The 19,577-nt window shown below is 43.9% G+C and carries 17 protein-coding genes and 2 tRNA genes; 9 read left to right on the top strand and 10 right to left on the bottom strand.

The features are described 5' to 3' along the window. The first annotated feature begins 204 nt into the window (after positions 1-204). Both K2Y18_05535 and pckA read left to right on the top strand, forming a co-directional pair. A complete protein-coding gene (locus K2Y18_05535) occupies positions 205-513 on the top strand; it encodes a DUF167 domain-containing protein (GenBank protein ID MBX9805197.1) in 309 nt (102 codons plus the stop codon). A gap of 122 nt (positions 514-635) precedes the next feature. After that, positions 636-2,198, top strand: coding sequence for a phosphoenolpyruvate carboxykinase (ATP) (gene pckA / locus K2Y18_05530; GenBank protein ID MBX9805196.1), 1,563 nt, complete (start codon positions 636-638; stop codon positions 2,196-2,198). Between the two features lie 6 nt (positions 2,199-2,204). Here pckA and K2Y18_05525 read toward each other — a convergent pair whose 3' ends face one another. The 4 genes from K2Y18_05525 to K2Y18_05510 form a co-directional block, all read right to left on the bottom strand. Further along, positions 2,205-3,119 (bottom strand): EamA family transporter, encoded by a 915-nt coding sequence (locus K2Y18_05525; GenBank protein ID MBX9805195.1) that lies wholly within the window; start codon positions 3,117-3,119, stop codon positions 2,205-2,207. Between the two features lie 201 nt (positions 3,120-3,320). After that, on the bottom strand, positions 3,321-5,309 hold the full coding sequence (locus K2Y18_05520) for a response regulator (protein MBX9805194.1): 1,989 nt from the start codon (positions 5,307-5,309) through the stop codon (positions 3,321-3,323). 12 nt (positions 5,310-5,321) lie between these two features. After that, positions 5,322-5,876 (bottom strand): cytochrome b, encoded by a 555-nt coding sequence (locus K2Y18_05515; protein ID MBX9805193.1) that lies wholly within the window; start codon positions 5,874-5,876, stop codon positions 5,322-5,324. Between the two features lie 100 nt (positions 5,877-5,976). Then, entirely contained in the window at positions 5,977-6,420 is a 444-nt protein-coding gene (locus tag K2Y18_05510) for a VOC family protein (protein MBX9805192.1), read from the bottom strand. A gap of 267 nt (positions 6,421-6,687) precedes the next feature. Here K2Y18_05510 and rpoZ point away from each other — a divergent pair, with 267 nt between their 5' ends. The 5 genes from rpoZ to rlmB all read left to right on the top strand — a co-directional run bounded on the left by rpoZ (position 6,688) and on the right by rlmB (position 11,402). Then, a complete protein-coding gene (rpoZ, locus tag K2Y18_05505; protein MBX9805191.1) occupies positions 6,688-7,119 on the top strand; it encodes a DNA-directed RNA polymerase subunit omega in 432 nt (143 codons plus the stop codon). Between the two features lie 94 nt (positions 7,120-7,213). Beyond that, positions 7,214-9,343: a bifunctional (p)ppGpp synthetase/guanosine-3',5'-bis(diphosphate) 3'-pyrophosphohydrolase gene (locus K2Y18_05500; protein MBX9805190.1), complete on the top strand. Its 2,130-nt coding sequence runs from the start codon at positions 7,214-7,216 to the stop codon at positions 9,341-9,343. Positions 9,344-9,385: 42 nt separating this feature from the next. Then, the gene (gene acpS, locus K2Y18_05495; GenBank protein ID MBX9805189.1) at positions 9,386-9,784 is read left to right on the top strand and encodes a holo-ACP synthase; all 399 of its coding nucleotides are present in this window, start codon (positions 9,386-9,388) and stop codon (positions 9,782-9,784) included. A 19-nt stretch (positions 9,785-9,803) separates the two neighbouring features. Continuing rightward, positions 9,804-10,538 (top strand): signal peptidase I, encoded by a 735-nt coding sequence (gene lepB / locus K2Y18_05490; protein MBX9805188.1) that lies wholly within the window; start codon positions 9,804-9,806, stop codon positions 10,536-10,538. Positions 10,539-10,646: 108 nt separating this feature from the next. Next, positions 10,647-11,402: a 23S rRNA (guanosine(2251)-2'-O)-methyltransferase RlmB gene (rlmB, locus tag K2Y18_05485; GenBank protein MBX9805187.1), complete on the top strand. Its 756-nt coding sequence runs from the start codon at positions 10,647-10,649 to the stop codon at positions 11,400-11,402. A 15-nt stretch (positions 11,403-11,417) separates the two neighbouring features. Here the strand turns inward: rlmB and K2Y18_05480 are convergent, their stop codons facing one another. From K2Y18_05480 to rnd, 6 genes are all read right to left on the bottom strand, one after another. Further along, positions 11,418-12,629, bottom strand: coding sequence for a hypothetical protein (locus K2Y18_05480; GenBank protein MBX9805186.1), 1,212 nt, complete (start codon positions 12,627-12,629; stop codon positions 11,418-11,420). A gap of 102 nt (positions 12,630-12,731) precedes the next feature. Further along, on the bottom strand, positions 12,732-13,307 hold the full coding sequence (locus K2Y18_05475; GenBank protein ID MBX9805185.1) for a potassium-transporting ATPase subunit C: 576 nt from the start codon (positions 13,305-13,307) through the stop codon (positions 12,732-12,734). 3 nt (positions 13,308-13,310) lie between these two features. Further along, entirely contained in the window at positions 13,311-15,365 is a 2,055-nt protein-coding gene (gene kdpB / locus K2Y18_05470) for a potassium-transporting ATPase subunit KdpB (GenBank protein ID MBX9805184.1), read from the bottom strand. Then, on the bottom strand, positions 15,362-17,005 hold the full coding sequence (gene kdpA / locus K2Y18_05465; protein MBX9805183.1) for a potassium-transporting ATPase subunit KdpA: 1,644 nt from the start codon (positions 17,003-17,005) through the stop codon (positions 15,362-15,364). Before kdpA ends, kdpB begins: the two co-directional genes overlap by 4 nt. Before the next feature lie 246 nt (positions 17,006-17,251). Then, a complete protein-coding gene (locus K2Y18_05460) occupies positions 17,252-17,941 on the bottom strand; it encodes a DUF4328 domain-containing protein (GenBank protein MBX9805182.1) in 690 nt (229 codons plus the stop codon). A 109-nt stretch (positions 17,942-18,050) separates the two neighbouring features. Further along, entirely contained in the window at positions 18,051-19,169 is a 1,119-nt protein-coding gene (gene rnd, locus K2Y18_05455) for a ribonuclease D (protein MBX9805181.1), read from the bottom strand. Between the two features lie 122 nt (positions 19,170-19,291). Between rnd and K2Y18_05450 the strand changes: the two genes are divergently transcribed. Both K2Y18_05450 and K2Y18_05445 read left to right on the top strand, forming a co-directional pair. Next, positions 19,292-19,377 (top strand) — tRNA-Tyr (locus K2Y18_05450). 5 nt (positions 19,378-19,382) lie between these two features. Beyond that, positions 19,383-19,456, top strand: a tRNA-Gly gene (locus K2Y18_05445). Positions 19,457-19,577 lie beyond the last annotated feature (121 nt).

The raw sequence follows: 19,577 nt of genomic DNA, 5'->3' as shown, positions 1-19,577 counted from the left end.
AGCACCAGCTGGTGGTGAAGCCGGTAATGCAGCAAAAGCTGGTTCAGCTGATGATAAGGCAGTAGCAGCTGAAACTCCAAAGTCAGAAGAAAAGAAATAAATTCTTTTTCTTTCACTGGAAAAATTATGAAGCGGGGACCTTAGGGTCCTCGCTTTTTTTATAAAGAGTGGTTAGGTTGGATAGAAACAAAAAGGCCTAAGAGTATGATTGATTTCTCTCAAGTACTTCGAAGGTCAGCAAAGGGACCAAATAAAAAGGAGGGTTGGGAATTTAACGTTCGTTTAACACCCAAAGCTTCCCATACAAAAATTGGGGACATTTCTTTTGATACGCAAGGGCAAGCTTACCTCAAAATATATGTAACGGCCGTGCCTGAAGATAATAAGGCGAACAAAGCCCTGATTGCGCTGCTTTCCAAAACATTTCATCTTCCAAAATCAAGCTTCTATATCATTTCTGGTCACACGGACCGACAAAAAGTCATATGGTTTGAAGGTGATCTTTCTTTATGAAACATAGAACTAGCGACTTTGAGTCGCACATTTTATCTATAATCATCAATAATATTCATTGACCTCTTTACCTTACCCATGTCCCAATTAGAGAGAGATCGGATGAATGAAAGCGATTCGCAATGACAAAATCTGCAACCCCACAAATCTATGAAAATCTTTCCCAGGATGCCCTTTTAAAAATGGCGATATCCAGAGGGGAAGGGGTGGTATCGAGCAACGGAGCACTTGCCGTTGAAACGGGATCTCGAACAGGACGGTCACCAAAGGATCGTTTCATTGTCAAAGATGATTTAACTGAAAGGACAGTGGATTGGGGCCTCATCAATCAGCCTGTTACGGTACAGTGTTTTGATTCGCTATGGGACCGTGTGGAAGCTTACCTTAATACGAAGGATGCCTTGTTCGTATCTCAACACTGCGTAGGGGCAGATACTACTTATCAGATCCCCCTTCAACTCACATGTGAGTTAGCTTGGCACGGGTTGGTTGCCAAGAATTTATTTATTTGTGATCAGGAGCTGAGAACGCCCCAAACTTTACCATGGACGGTGTTGTGTGCACCGAATTTTCAATCCGAACCAGCTCGAGATGGGGTCAATAGCGATGCCGCTGTTATTTTAAATTTCACCAAGCGTCGCCTTCTCATCTGTGGAACCCACTATGCGGGCGAAATTAAGAAGGGGATGTTCACGGTCATGAACTTCCTCATGCCAGAGCAACAAGTATTACCGATGCATTGCGCCGCTAATCAAGGAGCTGAAGGCGATGTGGCCTTGTTCTTCGGGTTGTCTGGAACAGGAAAAACAACACTATCAACAGATCATGAGCGGTTTTTAATAGGCGATGATGAACATGGATGGTCTCCCCAAGGGGTTTTTAATTTTGAGGGGGGATGCTATGCAAAGTGTATCAATCTATCAAAGAAAAACGAACCAGATATCTGGCATGCCATTCGCCACGGCGCGGTCATGGAAAATGTGATTCTGGACCCCCTAACCAAAGATCCTTGCTATGATGATGCGGCCTTGACGCAGAATACGCGGGTGGCGTATCCGTTGTCCTTTATTGACAGGTTTGTTAAATCCGGGAATGCTGCTCATCCCAACCACTTGATTTTTTTGAGTTGTGACCTTTACGGTGTTTTGCCGCCGGTAGCGCGTTTGAACAAAGAACAGGCAGCCTACTATTTTTTAAGTGGTTATACAGCCCTTGTGGGGAGTACGGAAGTGGGATCAGACGTTGCAATTAAGCCAACGTTTAGTGCTTGCTTTGGAGCGCCATTCTTTCCAAGGCCTCCCCTTGATTATGCCCACCTTCTGATGGCACATATTGAGGCCACTAATGCTGGCGTATATTTGGTTAATACAGGTTGGTCCGGAGGGCCATATGGGAAGGGTGGAGAACGTTTTTCTATTCCGACTACACGGTCGATTGTTCATGCCATCCTCAATGGATACTTAGAAGACGCACTTTATCAGAAATTACCTGGATTTAATTTTGAGATACCAGACGCGTCACACGGTATACATGGTCTCGATGCGAAACTTTTGGATCCAAGACGGTCATGGGAAAATCCACAAGAATATGACCAGTATGCTGCTCGATTAATCCAGGAATTTCAGAAAAACTTTGAAAAGTTCGATGCGCCAACTGTCAAGCAAGCTGGGCCAGTTCTTCTATAAATGAGTTTACGCTGCTTTTTCGATAGACTTCGCAGTGTTAGCAACTTCTGTGAATGCAGGTTTCTGTAGATTTGTTCTCCACTGGTTGACAACCAACCCCAAAAAGACAAGACCACAGGCACCATAAGTTATTGGGGTGTATTGTTCGGCCAGAAGGATATGTCCAAAAGAGATCCCAAAAATAGGAATAAGCAAGGAATATGGGGCAACAAGAGATACATCATAATTACGTAATAAGACCCCCCATAAGGTTGATCCAAGCCAAGTGGATCCACATGCGGTAAAGGCAAGACACGACCAACCGAGGAAGGTCATTTGCGACAACGTTTGTGGTATGGCTTGAGGTCCTTCAAAAATAACGGACAACAGCAACATTGGAATGGGGGGGATCAGACTGCTCCACACAACAAGAGAAAACATATTCACTTTGCCAGCTAGTTTGAAGAGTATGTTGCAATATGCCCAGGAAATAGCTGCAGCAACAATAAGGAGAAAACCAATGAATGTACCGCTTTCATGAAGGTTTGTGCCAATCACAGCAATACCAACAAATGATATGAGCATACCAACGATCTGGTTGGTTCGAATTTTGTCTGACAAAATGAGAAGGGACAGTACGATCGTGAAGAATGCTTGGCTTTGAAGCACGAGGGATGCAAGGCCAGCGGACATACCTAGGTGAAGTCCCAAAAACATAAATCCAAATTTTGCAATACCTTGAGAGAGACCGATCCCAATGATGATCGCCCAAGAAACAGCGGGCTTCTTGATCAAAAAGAGAAGGGGTAAACAAGCAATCACAAAACGTGCCGAGCAATAAAGAAACGGCGGCATTTCGCTCAAACCCGTCTTAACAGCAATAAAATTGAAGCCCCAAAGGGCTGCAACAAAGACGGCTAATAAAATATGGTGAAATTTCATCAACATAACTCAAATTAAGATCATAAGGTCACTCAAGAACATATATGGAAATGCTTTTGTGATTTTTCAAGAGTATCATGGATTTAATTTAATTTCAAGAATCAGAATTGTATATTTTGCTCTATTTGTTGTTTGTGTATAGGAACAGTTTAGAAAAAGTAATTTTGGGGAAGGGGAATTTATAATATATTCTTCTATCATTTATGAAGAACCTGAATTATGTTCTCCGACTCTAGAGGAAAAGACAACATCGTGAATTTCACAAAGAGAGCTATTAAATTGACTTTCAAGATCTTGAATTAATATTGGAAGCTTCTCAGGGGCATTTTGTGTTGCTCCCATAATATCCCGGGCTGTTTTTCCAACCAGGCAAATGCCTAAATTATCCGACATCCCAGCCAGCTTGTGGGCAGTGTCTTTACTGTCATTTGGAGAGTTCTTAATCTGATTAACGAGGCTCAAAGCATCGTTGCGATAAATTGTGAGGAGCTGAGTAACTTTTTCAGCTCCAAGATCCTTAATGAGTGACTTTAGTGTTTTCTGGTCAATTGTTGAGGGACGTGACACCTGCTGCTTTTTATCCGTTTCGATATCATTTTGGAAAATAGCTGGTCGATGATAGGTGTTTAGAACCTCCTCAAGTATGGTCTTTGTGATCGGCTTATTTAAAACAAGGTTGATGCCATGCTCTTGGCAGGTCTGTTCATTTCCTCCAAAGGTGTTAGCGGTTACAGCAATAATAGGGATATTTCCGTTGGGGAGGTCTCGTATGAGCTGAGCAGCTTGCAGACCATCTAAAATCGGCAGATTAAGATCCATGAAGATAAGATCAAAGTTCTTTGAGGCGAACAAACGAACGGCCTCTTCACCGTTAGATGCAATCGTGACCTGCTTCCCTAACAGGGTTAATAAACCTTCCATGACCTCTTGGCTAATGGGATCATCTTCCACGAGGAGAATTGACAAGGGGGAATTTGCGGGGTTAATAGAGCATGGGGTCGTCCCATCAAGAAGACAGTCTTGGTTTCCTATGGGAAATGAAAACCAAAAGGTACTACCTAAATCAAGCTCGCTTGTTACTCCAATATCTCCTCCCATGAGGTGCACCAATTCTTTGCAAATGGAAAGTCCCAGGCCCGTCCCCCCGTAAATGCGGGAAATAGACCGATTCGCTTGACTGTAATCTTCAAACAGGGTTATTTGGTCCTCAGGAGAAATCCCCATTCCTGTGTCTGATATTTCAAAATAGAGATTCTGCTTATTTTGAGTTTTATCGACTCGTACGAGGAGAGTAATCCCACCCTTAGATGTAAATTTCGATGCGTTGGTGAGGAGATTCACAAGAATTTGCTGTAGGCGTGTTGGATCGCCAATCAAACATTCAGGCACATCTTCATCAATAATCGTATTATATTCAAGATCCTTTTTAAGAAGGCCGGGACGAATAAGTTCGGATGATTTCTTTATGACTTCGATTGGGGAATACCGAATATTCTCAAATTTAAATTTCCCAGAATTAAGTTTTGTGACATCTAAAATATCATTAACCAGGGAGAGTAGCATTTCTGTAGAATTCGAGATGTTGTCAGTGAAATGACGTTGCTCTTGAGACAGAGATGTCTCATTCAATAAAGTCGACATCCCGATGATGCCACTTAAGGGTGAGCGAAATTCATGGCTCAATGTTGATAAGAAGCGTAATCGATTCTCTGCTTCCTTTTGTTGTTCTGTAATGATCGAGCGGAATTGGCTTTGAATCAATTTGTATGCTGTCGTGTTAATGACGACACCTGTCATTCGATTGATGGTACCATTTTTGTTGCGTAAGATTTTCGCATGATTCTCAAGCCAAATATAGGGTCCCCCCTTGCATAGGAATCGAAATGTTTCAAAATATATGAAGTCAGAATTAGATCTAGAGGCTTCTTCTAATTGCTTTTGTATTTCAACTTGATCTTCGGGGTGAATTTGTTCTAACCACCAGCCTGGGGAAAGCCCGACAAGTTCTGCTTCTTCATAGCCTAGTAGCTCCCGTAGTTTTGGTGAAATCGTAAACAGTTGTTTGGTAAAATCCCAATCCCATGTACCATCCGTACAATCAGATATGGCCTTACAATACCAGGAATCGTGAAGCTGATTCTGTCGAAATCTTCCAAACGGACTGAGTTTTATTGATGAAAGGTCAAACAATTGTGGAGTCCTTTACCGACGATGAAACCAATTGGGGAGCATTCTAGTTAGGACATTGTTTTTTAATATAAAATGATGGAATAAGCCTGCGCTGAGATGCAAGCCTAATACGCCAACAAATGCGTAGCCACCATAGGTGTGAATCGTGCCCGCAAACATGGAAAGGTCGAGATTTTTCGGCAGAATTGTCGGCAAGGTAAATAAGCCATAAAATGAGATGGGGTGGCCGCCTGTCTGGCTTAAGATAAAACCACTCAAGGGCATCAAGAACATCAAAGAGTACAAGGCAATCGGGCTCAACTTAGCAAAATGATGGTGAATGGGTCGTAACGTGCTGGGAAGTTGGGGGACGGGGCCTCGAAGGCGCCAAGTGAGGCGTAAGATGACCAGGGTCAAGATCACAACACCTGTTGATTTGTGTAAGGTGTATAGCGTCCATTTAGAAGGTGAGGGGTCCATATCGGCCATGATGAAGCCTACGGTTAACATGCCAATAATGGCTATGGCCATGATCCAATGAAAGGCTTTGGCAACCGTTCCGAATGAATTAAGGGTATTCTTAAGCATTCTTTTCTCCATACATCATATAGGTGTTTCTATATGAATAATGACGATAAAAGAGTTAACGAATGGTAAATATTGGGCTGACGGAAACTTTCAAGCTTCCTTATAGATCACCTTTATGTTTGCCTAAGTTTGTTGCAAACATCCATTCATGACCATCTGGGTCTAAGAGTGTGCAAAAACGATCTCCCCAAAATCCATCCATGGGTGCCATAACTGACGTTGCCCCATTGGCAGTTGCGCGGGTGTATAAAGCATCCACATCCTCACAGTAGACGTAGAGTTGAAGAGAGGGCATCGCTCCAAGAGAAGCAGGTGTCTTACGGGGCGAACCCCAAGCGCCCTCTGGGGCAAACATGATGGAAACATCCTGACCAAATTTCATTTCAACGTGTCGAGCAATGCCGTTTTCATCGCGATCTGGCTCAGATGATATGCGAAAGCCAAAGGCTTTGTCATAAAACTGAATGGCCTTTTCACTATCTTTGACCGTGAGGTAAGGGAATAATCCTGGGATTCCGGCGGGTTTATAAGGTGGGTTCGACATGATTTGGACCTCGTGTTATATGGTGTTGGATGCATCCTACGAAGAGAGTTATTGTCTGTCAAGATAATAGGCAATCCAAGGGTTTTGATTGAATCAACCGATAAAGAAGGTCTCTTCTTGTTATTTAGGACAAATTAAGTATTATATCTCCTGCTTGAGCGAGAAGGGTATATGACAACCTTTGTGTTGCTTTTTCCCTTGAAAAGGGATAAACGTAAGGATTAAGTACTTTTTATTCTTTGCAGCTTTATAAGGAGACCTTATCGAATGGCACGCGTTACAGTTGAAGATTGTGTTGAAGTTGTTCCCAACCGATTTGAGTTGGTCTTATTGGCGGCCCGTCGAGCACGTGAGATTTCTGCAGGTTCAAATTTGACTGTCGATCGAGACAAGGACAAGAATCCTGTTGTGGGTTTACGCGAAATTGCAGAGCAAACAATTTCCTTGGAAATATTAAGAGAAAACCTCATCAAGAGCATGCAACGCCATGGATTTCGTGATGAAACAGAAGACCTTGATACGGAGTTGGAAAAGGCTCTACAAGCTGACCACGGATCTTTGACAGACGGATTTTTAGAGAAGAACGCCGACAAAGATGAAGACAAAGATGAAGACGAAGAAGAAGATATTCTTTCTTCGCAAATGGAAGAAGCTGAGGCGGCTAGTCATTTGGACATTAAGGAAGACACAGAGTTATAGTTTAGGGACGCAAGCACAAGAATTGAGACGACAGGAATTATCGTATTTCTTGGCTTCGAATGCTTGAAACTTAACCCCCTGGTAAAGGCATACCGTGATTCGTCAATTTGAGTTGGTTGAACGTCTAAAGTCATATGATCCCAGTGCAGATGAGGATCTCCTTAACCGCGCCTACGTATTTTCTATGAAAGCTCATGGCTCCCAGGTGCGCGCATCTGGCGATCCCTATTTTTCCCATCCCCTTGAAGTTGCTTCGCTCCTTGTTGATCTCCACTTAGATTGCTATTCGATCGTAACAGCCTTACTTCATGATACTGTAGAAGATACGCTTGCAACCTTAGAGGAAATTCAAGCGTTGTTTGGCCCAGAGATTGCAAACTTGGTTGACGGTGTGACCAAGATCTCCCTCCTTGAGCTGCAGTCAGAAAAGACTCAACAGGCTGAAAACTTTCAAAAGCTTGTGTTGGCAATGTCTACGGACATTCGCGTTTTACTTGTGAAACTTGCGGATCGCTTGCACAATATGCGCACTCTTCACTTTATCCCTTCGCCTGAAAAACGACGCCGCATAGCCCGCGAAACAATGGATATTTATGTTCCTTTATCGGAACGTATGGGAATGCAAAGCTTTAAGGATGAGTTGGAGAATTTAGCGTTTGCCGAGTTGAATTCAGAAGCCCGTGAATCCGTTATGAGTCGTTTGAAATTCTTGCATGAGACCACGGAAAATCCTGTTGAAAAAATCTTGGCCGAATTGAAAGAAGTCATGAACGAAGCAGGGATCGATAGCAGCATCACTGGTCGGGAGAAAACGCCCTATTCAATCTGGATCAAAATGCAGTCTAAGAACATCGCTTTTGAACAGCTTTCAGATATTATGGCTTTTCGGATTGCTGTCGATAGCGTTGAGCAATGCTACCGCGTTCTCGGAATCATCCATAGTTACTATTCTGTTGTTCCGGGAAGATTTAAGGATTTTATCTCAACCCCAAAACCCAATGGTTATCAATCAATTCACACGACTGTTATTGGTCCCTTGAACCACCGAATCGAAATTCAAATTCGAACTCATGAGATGCACCGCATCGCTGAATTAGGTGTTGCTGCTCACTGGCAATATAAACAAGGTGACTCCCACGATGGGCGTCAGTACGCTTGGTTGCGGGGGCTTCTGGAAATCATGGAGCAAGCTTCAGGACCTGAGGAGTTCTTAGAACATACAAAATTAGAAATGTTTCAAGATCAGGTCTTTTGCTTTACCCCTAAGGGAGATCTGATTTCCTTGCCAAGGGGGGCAACGCCCATTGACTTCGCTTATGCGGTTCACTCAGCGGTTGGAGATCATACGGTTAGTGTGAAAATCAATGGTCGTCAAATGCCTTTGCGCACAATCTTACAAAATGGCGATCAAGTTGAAATTATAACATCTAAGTCACAGTCTCCTTCACCAACATGGGAACGTTTTGTTGTGACAGGTAAGGCCCGGTCACGTATTCGCCGGTTTGTTCATATGCAACAACGTGAGCAATTCTTAGAATTGGGGCGTTCTATTATTCAAAAAGGTTTCCCCAAAGAAAATAAGCCAATATCTGAAAAGACATTGTTGGAAGCAGCTAAACGTCTGGATCATTCTACTATTGATGATCTTTATGTCGCCGTTGGTGAGGGAAACCACACGGTGTGCGATGTTTATGCGGCTGCTTTTCCTGAAAAACCACAAAAGTCAGTTGATCCTACCAAGGTAAAGCATGGTAAGTCCAAACCATCTATGGTCCCAACGACAGCTGTCTCCATCAAGGGATTGATTGAGGGCATGGCGGTTCATTATGCGGGGTGTTGTCATCCCTTGCCAGGGGACACCATTGTTGGCATTGTGACCACAGGCAAGGGGGTTACGATTCATACTCAAGATTGTGAAGTTTTAAGTATTTTTTCTGATTCTGAACGCATTATCGAATTGTCCTGGGAGGATTCTGCAAGTAAGGAACACCGTCATGCGGGTCGTTTAAAAATTACATTTCTCAACAAGCCTGGAAGCTTGGCTGCTGTTAGTACGACAATCAGCAAACAGGGGGCCAACATTGCGAATATCAAGGTGACCAATCGTTCCATGGATTTTTGGGATGTGCTAATTGATATTGAAGTCAAAGATGTAGAGCATCTTAAGAGTGTTATTGCAAGCTTGCGGGCTCTTCCCATTATCAATTCTGTTGAGCGTGTTTAACATATTCATGCAGCTTATACACAAAGAGAGAAATAATTAGAGATGATCATTGGTATTGGTAATGATTTGGTCGACTGTCGACGCATTGAAAAGACGATGAAGCGCTATGGGCCACGGTTTCTCAACCGTGTATTTACGCCCCAAGAACAGGTGCGCATGAGTCAAAGAGCCAGTCAAAGTGAAGGCTATGCTAAATTATTTGCCATGAAAGAAGCCCTTCTCAAAGCCTTAGGAACGGGTCTTACGAAAGGCATTACATGGCAAGATATTGAGATATTCAGAGAATTTCAAAGTGCGCCGAGCGCGGAATTATCAGGAGCAGCGCGAGAGCACTTGAAACGACTAACACCTGAGGGCTATACAGCCCATATTCATGTAACCGTATCAGATGAGTGGCCATATGCTCAAGCTTTTGCTATCATGAGTATAACACATCATTAAATTAAAGGATTAAAAGGAAATGAACAGAGCAGTAAGAGAATTTTTTGGCCTTCTTTGGGCCTTAGTGATTGCGATCATTATTCAGACGTTTTTATTTCAGCCCTTTTATGTACCTAGCGCATCTATGTATCCTACTCTAGAAGTGGGAGACTTCTTTGTAGCTTCTAAGTTTAGCTATGGATATAGCGTTTATTCTTTGCCATGGTATCACCCAAAAGTCTTTTCAGGGCGTATCTGGGAAGGTCAACCCACCGTGGGTCAAGTGCTCGCTTTCAATGGTGAACCTACTTCAACAGATGACTATATCAAGCGGTGCGTCGGGGTCCCTGGTGATCGTGTTCAAATGATTCAAGGCCTGCTTCATATCAATGGTGTTTCTGCAAAAGTAGAGCGTATTGATGATTACTTGTATGTTGACCCGCGAAAGCCTGGAGAAGTCAAAGTGTTTCCTCAGTATATTGAAACTTTGCCTAATGGGGTAGCCCACCGAATTGTAAAGGAAAAGCCTTTTGGGGAAGCTCAATTTGATAACACCCAGGAGTTTGTTGTCCCAGCTGGACATTACTTTATGGTCGGAGATAATCGAGATAATTCATGGGATAGTCGCGCCATGAGTCCTATTGGGTTTGTTCCAGCTGAAAAGCTCATTGGTCCAGCTCAGTTCCTTTGGTTCTCTACGGAAGCAAAGTGGTATGAGCCGCAAAAGTGGTTGACGAGCATGCGCTTTAATCGCTTCTTCACCTGGATTCGGTGAGGATGGGGTAGTCGGTTGTAAGGTGCTGCATTTTACCTCTCCCCTTGTGGGAGAGGTAAAGATAGCTTGTAATTTAGGTGCCAAAGCAACAAGAAAGAAAAATAAGAAATGAGACCGCAGAAATCACCCTCGCATATTTGGCTTTATGGCATACACGTCTGCCGTATGGTTCTTGAAAACCAGAAGCGACAAATCATTTCTATCCAGGTGATCAACGAAGATATTCTTGGGAAAGTTCTAACCAGTGAAGCCGCTCGCAGGGATACTCGTTCTAAGGTTAAACAGGTTGATCGTAGGCAATTGGAGACTTTATTGCCTGCGGGAGCCGTACACCAGGGTATCGCTGTTCAAGTAACTCCTTTACCTGCAATGATGATTGATGAATTGGAGAACGATCCTTCTCCCAATCAGTGTGTTGTTGTGCTAGATCAAGTGAGTGATCCTCACAACGTTGGGGCAATTTTGCGATCTGCTGCAGTGTTTGGCGCAAAAGCTTTGATCTTGACGGATCGCAATGCTCCGACGGAGTCTGGCGTTTTGGCAAAGTCTGGCTCAGGGGCTTTAGAAATCGTTCCCATAATTCGGGTCACAAACTTGGCCCATGCCTTGAAAGATTTGAAGGATATTGGCTTTTGGTGTGTCGGATTTGCTGAAACAGGAGATAAGACACTGGATCAGATCGACCTGAAAGGTAAGATCGCCCTGGTTATGGGGGCAGAAGGCGATGGCATGCGCCGTCTGACGAAGGATTTGTGTGATTTTACGGTGAGCCTACCTACGGCTTCCTCCTTTAGCGCTTTAAACGTCTCAAATGCGGCCGCAATTGCTCTTTACGAAACATTTCGGATTCAAAAAGAAGCCTAGGAGAGAATAGGGCCCCTATTCAGATTTAAGGGGGCGCAAAGTTACCCTTTTCTTAAAGTACATTACGTATTGCTCTATCGTGGGTGTTATGATTGCTTTCTCACCGAGACTTGCCTCGTTTGGCCGGTCGGCGATCACCAATTCGAGTTTGTCACCCTTCTTATTTGAATGGTATTTAACAATGGATTGGAGGACCCATATCTTGACAGCATCGCTACCTCTATCAAAAGGCATGGCGTGAGAATCCAAATAATGATGACGCGCTAGAAAATCCTTAAGTTGTTCTAATTGATCCTTGCCCTTTGTCCATAAAATAGCCTTTTCCCAATAGTCAGCAGCATCTTCTAGCAGAAAATTTGGCGTATCATATTCAACATGACGCGCCATAAAGCCTGATGTTTTGCATATGCGGCTTAAATTGGCCTCTGTTACACCGTGATATTGGTTCGATGTATCCCCAGGGACCCATGAATAGAGGGTTGTGATTGGGCAGTTTTTATAAAATAGCTGAATTCTTAATGCTTGGAGATTCCCCTGTGAAAGGGCCTGGTGTAAGTCAAGAACCGCAAGGCCTGGGCAGCACTTCGTTGTTAATAGTTCAAGATTCAGGATCTCAGCTTGAAACGTTTGTATCGTGATTGGGTTAGTTTGCTTTTCAGCTTCCCTTTTTAATTGGTCTAACAATTGACAATAAAATATAACAGAGATGTCATATTTTTCTCCATTACCCTGATCAACTGTTTTCTCAGCAACCTCATGTGGCAGATTCTTGAAACAATCTTGAAAGAATGCACCCGTTGATTTGTGCCAGACTGGCTTGTCATCGTTGTGTATAGGGGTTACGTGAAGTTGGACCTCGCCCTTCTTCAAGCATGTGCCAAATCTGGGTTTTCCAAAGAGCTCACAATCTTCTGTTTTGGTATCTTGTGCAATTTTTTTCCTTTGAGCGGCAAGACCCCCCTTCATGTCTTTTCCAACAAGAAAGTGTACGTACAAGTTCTTTAATCTTATGGATTTTTTGAAGCAATGACTAACCAAAGCGTCAATTTGTTGAGCCGCCATGTCTACGACCTTGATGGATTCTCTTTGAAAAATGACATTGCCTGCTTCACCACCATATAATTTATAGGGATCTGTTTGGCTCTCCTGCATAGAAGAGGCTGCAAAGGACAAGCAAGTTAAAAACAAAAACGTAGAGATGTTAAAAGAAATACATTGTTTTTTCATATGTGTATAAGGTCCAAGTATAGAATGATGCCAAAGGGGATTATTGTTTATATAAAAATAGTAAATAAATGTCAAACATTTAATGAAAGTTGAATTTCATAATCAGCTTTTAGATTTAGTCTTTATACGAAATTGCCCGGTCTCATTATGAGCTGCAGCAACGTGACATCTCTTCTCAAGACTCTCATTTAACTTAATAACATTAATCTCCGTCGTTCCAATGAATCCAAGAAGTCTTGGTTGGACATGTTGATCCACAAGTTCACTCAGGTACTGCATGTTCATAGGACGTGCTTTGTCGATACCTGGGAGCTGATGCAAGGCTGCAGGAAGGGAGATGTCAGGATCATATCCACTGCCAGAGGCAAAGAGAAGGTCGCGAGGCACGTGCATTCCTTTGAGCATATATTTAGAATGCTCTTTCAAGCGGCGTTCGACTTGCTTCCAAAGCTCAGGGTTAGTTAGGCTCAAGTTTGAGGCTCCCGAGTAGGGTCCACCGCTCATGGAGGGTCGCCCGTGAAAGAATTCGTCAGTTTGTATTGGGTGTTCAAGGAGCTTTACCTGAGTCGTTGAAGGTATGACGAGACCAGCCCCAGTCACCACCATGGGATAGACAACTCCAAGGCAAGCTGTGGCGTAAAAGGTGAACCAAAAGCTAATTTTAAGTTGTCTTTTCATCAGTTATATCACCTTCAAAAAGCAAATCACCATATCAATGATTTTGATGCCGATAAAGGGGGCTATAATCCCCCCAATCCCATAGATCAACAAGTTAGAGCGCAAAATGTCTGCCGCACTCGCCGGGCGGAATTTGACGCCTCGTAACGCTAAAGGCAATAGTCCAACCAGAATGAGGGCATTAAATATGACAGCGGATAGGATGGCAGATTTTGGGGTGCATAAGTTCATGATGTTCAAGATCTCTAATCCAGGATACATGCTGACAAAAAGAGCAGGGATGATGGCAAAGTATTTAGCTACATCATTGGCGATGCTAAAGGTTGTCAAGGAGCCTCGCGTAATGAGCATTTGCTTGCCAACAGCAACCACATTGATAATCTTTGTGGGATCTGAGTCAAGATCAATCATGTTGCCAGCTTCTTTTGCGGCTTGCGTGCCTGTGTTCATGGCTATGGCCACATCGGCTTGTGACAAGGCGGGAGCATCATTGCTGCCATCTCCGCACATGGCGATTAAATGACCCTCTCTTTGAACTTGGCGGATATAGTTTAATTTCGCTTCAGGGGTGGCTTGTGCAATAACATCATCAATGCCGGCCTCTGCTGCTATGGCGCGGGCTGTAACAGGGTTGTCCCCAGTGATCATGACCGTGCGAATACCAATACGCTTAAGGAGAGCAAAACGCATTTTTAATCCTGGTTTGATGACATCTTTAAGGTGAATCAAGCCAAGAAGGGTGGCTTTTGATCCTTCAGCAGACATAATAGCAAAAGGGGTTCCTCCTGATGCTGAGATCTTGTGAACTTCTTTGGTAAACTCCTCAGGCGGGGATAGTGGCTCCCCCATCACCTCACCCATGTAATGGAGAACGGCGTCTGTTGCGCCTTTGCGAATCTCGGATGTTTTATGGCGGATACCACTCATCCGTGTATGCGCTGTAAAAATGATTGATTCATATTCTTGCATGGAAGCAGGCGGTGTCCATGAATAGCGTTCTTTGGCCAGTTGAACAATGGAGCGCCCTTCTGGTGTTTCGTCAGCTAAAGAAGCAAGGCCGACGGCATCTACAAGATTTGTCATGTCAATTCCTGGCATGGGAATGAACTCGACGGCGCAACGATTGCCAATTGTTACAGTCCCTGTCTTATCAAACATCATGACATCAACATCACCAGCAGCTTCAACCGCACGACCAGAGTTGGCTAATACATTTAATTTCAGCAACCGATTCATTCCAGCAATTCCAATTGCAGATAAAAGCCCCCCAATGGTGGTTGGAATAAGAGAGATTAGGAGAGCAACGAGAATAACAATATCAACGGGGTCCTTTTTTGAAAAGAGAGCAAGAGGATATATGCTGACAACAACGACGAGGAAAATGAGTGTCATAGCCAGGAGAAGAATTGTTAAAGCAATCTCATTGGGTGTTTTTTGACGAACACTCCCTTCAACCATGGCAATCATTTTATCAAGAGCCGTTTGTCCTTGCGCAGCAGTGATCTTAATACGAATCCAATCGGATAAAACCTTTGTGCCTCCGGTTACGGCACTTCGATCTCCCCCACTTTCTCGAATCACTGGTGCAGATTCACCGGTAATCGCCGACTCATCTACGGAAGCGATTCCTTCGATGACATCTCCATCACTAGGGATAATATCATTGGCTTCGACAAGTACGATATCTCCAAAGATCAGTTGACTTGATGCTATTGTCTCATATGTCTTTCCGGTCCAGCGTTTGGCCATAATTTGGGCGCGAGTGGCTTTGAGGTTTTCCGTTTGGGCTTTTCCGCGGCCTTCTGCAATGGCTTCTGAGAATGTTGCAAACAAAGCTGTTATCCACAACCATATCGAAATTTGAACTGTGAAATTGACGGAGGCGTCATTTGGTTGGACAAAGCAGGCGAAAGTCGTATAGAGAGCAGCGATTTCAACGATAAAGATAATGGGGTTGCGCCACAATTGCCAGGGCGCCAACTTCTGAAAAGAAAGAGCCACCGTGCGGGCCAAAAAAGCTGGAGTCCATAAGGATACAGCCTTGAGGGAATGCTTCATAGGGGTGGGATGTGCCATGGGGATACCTGTTCAGCTATGGGACCAAGAGATAAGACGGGGAAAAATATGAGAAGGCTCGAAAGGAGAACAACCGAAATGAGTAAACCAACGAAAAGACCCCCCGTTGTTGGAAAGGTTGCGGATGTGGTGGGTATCTTGGGTTTTTGAATAAGGTTTCCGGCAAGAGCCAAAACAGCAATGAGGGGCGCATATCTTCCCACCGCCATGGCAAGGGCTGTTGTAAGTTGATAGAAGGTCATATCAGCCTTAAGACCAGCAAAACTACTGCCATTGTTGTAGGAAGTTGAGGAGAAAGCATACAATAATTCTGTCAGCCCATGGGGGCCAGGATTTAGCGCGGCTTGAGGTGCATAAACAGCGGCGATTGCAGTGAAAGCCAAAACAGCAAAGGCGGGGATCATGATGGCAAGGACAACCATTTTCATTTCAAAGGATTCGATTTTTTTGCCTAAATATTCAGGGGTGCGCCCCACCATTAAACCCGCTAAAAATACAGTGAGAATGGCATAAATAATCATCAAGTAGAGCCCACACCCAACACCGCCAAAGATTACCGCTCCCGATAAAATGTTGGCAAGAAGCTCCATACCCGTAAGCGGAGGTAGGCTGGAGAGGGCGGCAGTTACAGCCCCTGTCCCTGTTGTCGTTGACGTTACATTGAACAGAATCGTCCCGACCCAGCCAAAGCGAGTCTCCATGCCCTCAAGAGTTGGGCCTAAAGCTTGAAGGGTCTGCCATTGCGCAAGCAAAGCCAACCCAAGGGCTGCCAAGAACATAATGATCATGGCTTTGAACAGAGCAGATCCTTGACGAGGGTCATCAACCATTTGACCAAAAGTCTTTGGAAAACTAAAGGCGATCAGCAACATGGCCCCTACTTCAACGAGGTTACAAAACGCCGATGGATTTTCTAAGGGGTGAGCGGAGTTTGCATTAAAGAATCCTCCCCCATTTGTTCCCAAAAGCTTAATGGCTTCTTGACTTGCGATGGCCTCAAGGAAGGTTTGGGAAAAGCCAAGACCAATAAAAATGAGCGAAAGAATGAAGGAGAGGGGCAGCAAAACCCACAATGTCATTCGGGTGCAGTCCACCCAAAAGTTTCCAATGGTCTTCATGCCATTTGCTTTGATCCCATTCCCCTTTTCGGGAGACTTATAAAGGGTAAAGGCGCGCGTTACTGCCAGCGCAACAGCCATCCCCGTTCCTGCACTCAGGAACATTTGGACATTGAGGCCAATGGTTTGAACATAATTACTTAAACTTGTCTCAGGCGTGTAGCTTTGCCAGTTCGTATTTGTCACAAAGCTGATGGCTGTATTCAAAGCTTGAACAAATCCCACGCCTCCTATTGATGAAAAAACGCCTTGAGTCATTTGAAGGATGATTAGGAAAAGCATACCCATCAAGTTCAAGTTGATGGCGGCAAGCGCATATGTTTGCCAGCGCTGTTCCGTTGTTGGGTTAATGCCAATGCCCTTATAGAACTGTTTGGCGACGGGAGAGAATATGGCATCTAAGGCCGTGGGTTGTCTTAAGGCGACGCGCGTCATGTAGGTGCTTAAAGGGCGGCTTAAAGCCCACACCATCCCTAAGACCAGGGGAATTTGAAGTAAAGTAATCCATTCTGAAGCAGCGGGCATGGATTATAAATTCTCCGCTGATAGAAGCATGAACAGTAGGTAAACAAACAGACTACCCGCAATACTGGTTGCAATGGTGAGTTCCATGTTAAATCCTCATACATAAATTAAGGCACATAAAAAGCATGGCATAAAATGAAAGGATCAACAATGGGGGTGTTGATGAGAGAGGTAGGAGGGAACTTTATTGAATTCGTGTTGCCAATTTCTTCAAAATCCCGACTGTCAGCTCAATTGCAGCTTTTGATAGCTCTCAACTTGAGCTTTCGTAATCTTTCGGATCAGTATGATGCTCATGAGGAGGAGGGGAAGCTCAATGATCTCCGTTGCAATCGACAATTTCGTTGAAATGATTAAATTTTCAACGGTTTCTTGCCGAAGGGAATAGAGGAAGGATCGCATGGCGATTGAGTTTGAAACCAAGTACACAATCCACCACACAGGAAGGAGAGAAGGGATTTCTACTTGCCTCCAGTTTAAAGGGTCAATGCTCGATTGCCAAATTTCTTTTATGGCCTGATAAAACTTCCATATGTTCATGATCGGAATAAATGCCCAAATGACGGCCCAAGCTGGAGATTGTCTCAGGTCCTTCGCCCCAAGATAGCGGCTATTGTGGTTTGACCTGTAAACGTACACGAAGAATAGGACAAGAGACAGAAAATATATCGGCAAGTAGAAAAGGGCAATAATCCCCTGACGATCATCACTTGCCTCGGATGCTTGTGTTGCAATTTCTTCAGTTTCAAATAATCCATCTCGTAACTGATTCAAGACGTTCAATTCCATGAAATCGGAAATGAGGGTTATTACTTCTAGGAAAAAACACGCAATAAACAGATAGGTAAGCGTTTTTGTGAAGGATGCCCATTTTGGAAAATAACTCTTTACCACGATTTCTTTATTATTGCTCATAACAAATCCTTAAAAATTGATAAAACTATTGATAGAAATAGTAAATATCATCTTTTTGAGTGGTTGTCACGCGGGAACGAAGTGATCCTATTAAGAGCGTTTTCTATATTTATTTAGTATCGAGCAAAATCTGTTCCACCAAATGTCCAAAAACATCGTGGCGCCAGCCGGTCATAATCCGGTTACCCTCGAGATGACCTTCAGCCAAAGCGATCAGGTCGTGTTTGGGAGCAATCAGGCGAGCAGGGACGTTGAGCGTTTGGGTAACCTCATTCAGCTTTTCTCGTAAAGTATCAAGACGTTGTCGAGTGATAGTGGATAACACATGCTTTTTTGGCGCTTCTGGCCAAAGGTCCTTTGGTTTTGATATGGATGCTTGATAAAGGGCAAATAGTTCTTGGGCTAAATCTGAGGATAAGGATTTTGAATCAGCAATCTCTTTAAGTTCATCGACTGTTTTTGGCAACATCAAGCCAATTTTCAAAATGCACTCATCGCGTAAGAGACGTCCCCGGTTCACATTTAACTGAATGGCATTTATTTCTCTCCAGGCACATATGTCTTGGAGGACGGCGAGGTTTTGAGGCTTTTGACGATGGGTATGGATACGCAGCCATGCCTGTTGAGGGTCGACCGCATAGGTTTGGGGGTTAAGAAGGATCGATAAATCATCTTTCATCCACTCCCATCGATTCAGCTCGGTCAGTTTTTGGGATAAGAGCTTGAAGGCGGGAAGAAGGTGAGTCACATCTGCTTGAGCATAGATGAGCTGCTTTTCGGTCAAAGGACGGCGCGTCCAATCGGTGTATTGCGATTCCTTTTCAAGATCACAATCAAAGAGCAATTTGACGAGGCCGCCATATCCTATGCCCTCTCCAAGCCCGCAGACCATGGAGGCGACTTGTGTATCAAAAAAAGGTTTTGGCAATGTCTGCCACTCATGCCAAAATATTTCTATATCTTGACGCGCTGAGTGAATTACTTTTGTAATATGAGGAGCGCTTAAGAGAGCTTGAAAAGGTTTCAAGTCAATATTAGCTAATGGATCAATGAGGACTGCCGCTTCTGGGCCTATAAATGAACTTGTGATTTGAATGAGGCAAAGCTTTGGCCAGTAAGTGCGCTCTCTTATAAATTCTGTATCAACGCCAATAGATAAAGGCGTTTCAGAGGATAAAAGAGGGTGACAGAACTCTTGTAGTTGTTTGTTTGTATTTATTGTGTTCATGGGATACATTCTATCAAGTCTTGGGGACAGAAGGGGATAAAAAATGACGAAATATGTAAAATAAATTATTCTTTCGTTGACAGAGATGCCTAAAATCCACTAGATCAGGAGTAGTAAAGGCCGGAAGGGTGGCCGAGTGGTTAAAGGCAGCAGACTGTAAATCTGCCGACGTTAGTCTACGTAGGTTCGAATCCTACCCCTTCCACCATGTATGCGGGTGTAGCTTAGTGGTAAAGCTCCAGCCTTCCAAGCTGGCTATGAGGGTTCGATTCCCTTCACCCGCTCCATTTGTAATTTAATGTTGGACGCATAAAGTAACAGGGTTAAAACGATGACGAAAGCAAAATTTGAGCGGAACAAGCCGCATTGTAACATAGGAACGATTGGTCACGTTGACCATGGAAAGAC

This window comes from Alphaproteobacteria bacterium (assembly GCA_019746225.1).
In the GTDB taxonomy this organism is placed as follows: domain Bacteria; phylum Pseudomonadota; class Alphaproteobacteria; order Paracaedibacterales; family VGCI01; genus VGCI01.
This window is presented reverse-complemented; position numbering and strand designations above follow the sequence as displayed.

Bases quoted from the DNA above. Each gene is read 5' to 3' on its own strand.
- K2Y18_05535 (MBX9805197.1), top strand. From the start codon at position 205: ATGATTGATTTCTCTCAAGTACTTCGAAGGTCAGCAAAGGGACCAAAT.
- pckA (MBX9805196.1), top strand. From the start codon at position 636: ATGACAAAATCTGCAACCCCACAAATCTATGAAAATCTTTCCCAGGAT.
- K2Y18_05525 (MBX9805195.1), bottom strand. From the start codon at position 3,119: ATGAAATTTCACCATATTTTATTAGCCGTCTTTGTTGCAGCCCTTTGG.
- K2Y18_05515 (MBX9805193.1), bottom strand. From the start codon at position 5,876: ATGCTTAAGAATACCCTTAATTCATTCGGAACGGTTGCCAAAGCCTTT.
- K2Y18_05510 (MBX9805192.1), bottom strand. From the start codon at position 6,420: ATGTCGAACCCACCTTATAAACCCGCCGGAATCCCAGGATTATTCCCT.
- rpoZ (MBX9805191.1), top strand. From the start codon at position 6,688: ATGGCACGCGTTACAGTTGAAGATTGTGTTGAAGTTGTTCCCAACCGA.
- acpS (MBX9805189.1), top strand. From the start codon at position 9,386: ATGATCATTGGTATTGGTAATGATTTGGTCGACTGTCGACGCATTGAA.
- lepB (MBX9805188.1), top strand. From the start codon at position 9,804: ATGAACAGAGCAGTAAGAGAATTTTTTGGCCTTCTTTGGGCCTTAGTG.
- rlmB (MBX9805187.1), top strand. From the start codon at position 10,647: ATGAGACCGCAGAAATCACCCTCGCATATTTGGCTTTATGGCATACAC.
- K2Y18_05480 (MBX9805186.1), bottom strand. From the start codon at position 12,629: ATGAAAAAACAATGTATTTCTTTTAACATCTCTACGTTTTTGTTTTTA.
- K2Y18_05475 (MBX9805185.1), bottom strand. From the start codon at position 13,307: ATGAAAAGACAACTTAAAATTAGCTTTTGGTTCACCTTTTACGCCACA.
- kdpB (MBX9805184.1), bottom strand. From the start codon at position 15,365: ATGAAGCATTCCCTCAAGGCTGTATCCTTATGGACTCCAGCTTTTTTG.
- K2Y18_05460 (MBX9805182.1), bottom strand. From the start codon at position 17,941: ATGAGCAATAATAAAGAAATCGTGGTAAAGAGTTATTTTCCAAAATGG.
- rnd (MBX9805181.1), bottom strand. From the start codon at position 19,169: ATGAACACAATAAATACAAACAAACAACTACAAGAGTTCTGTCACCCT.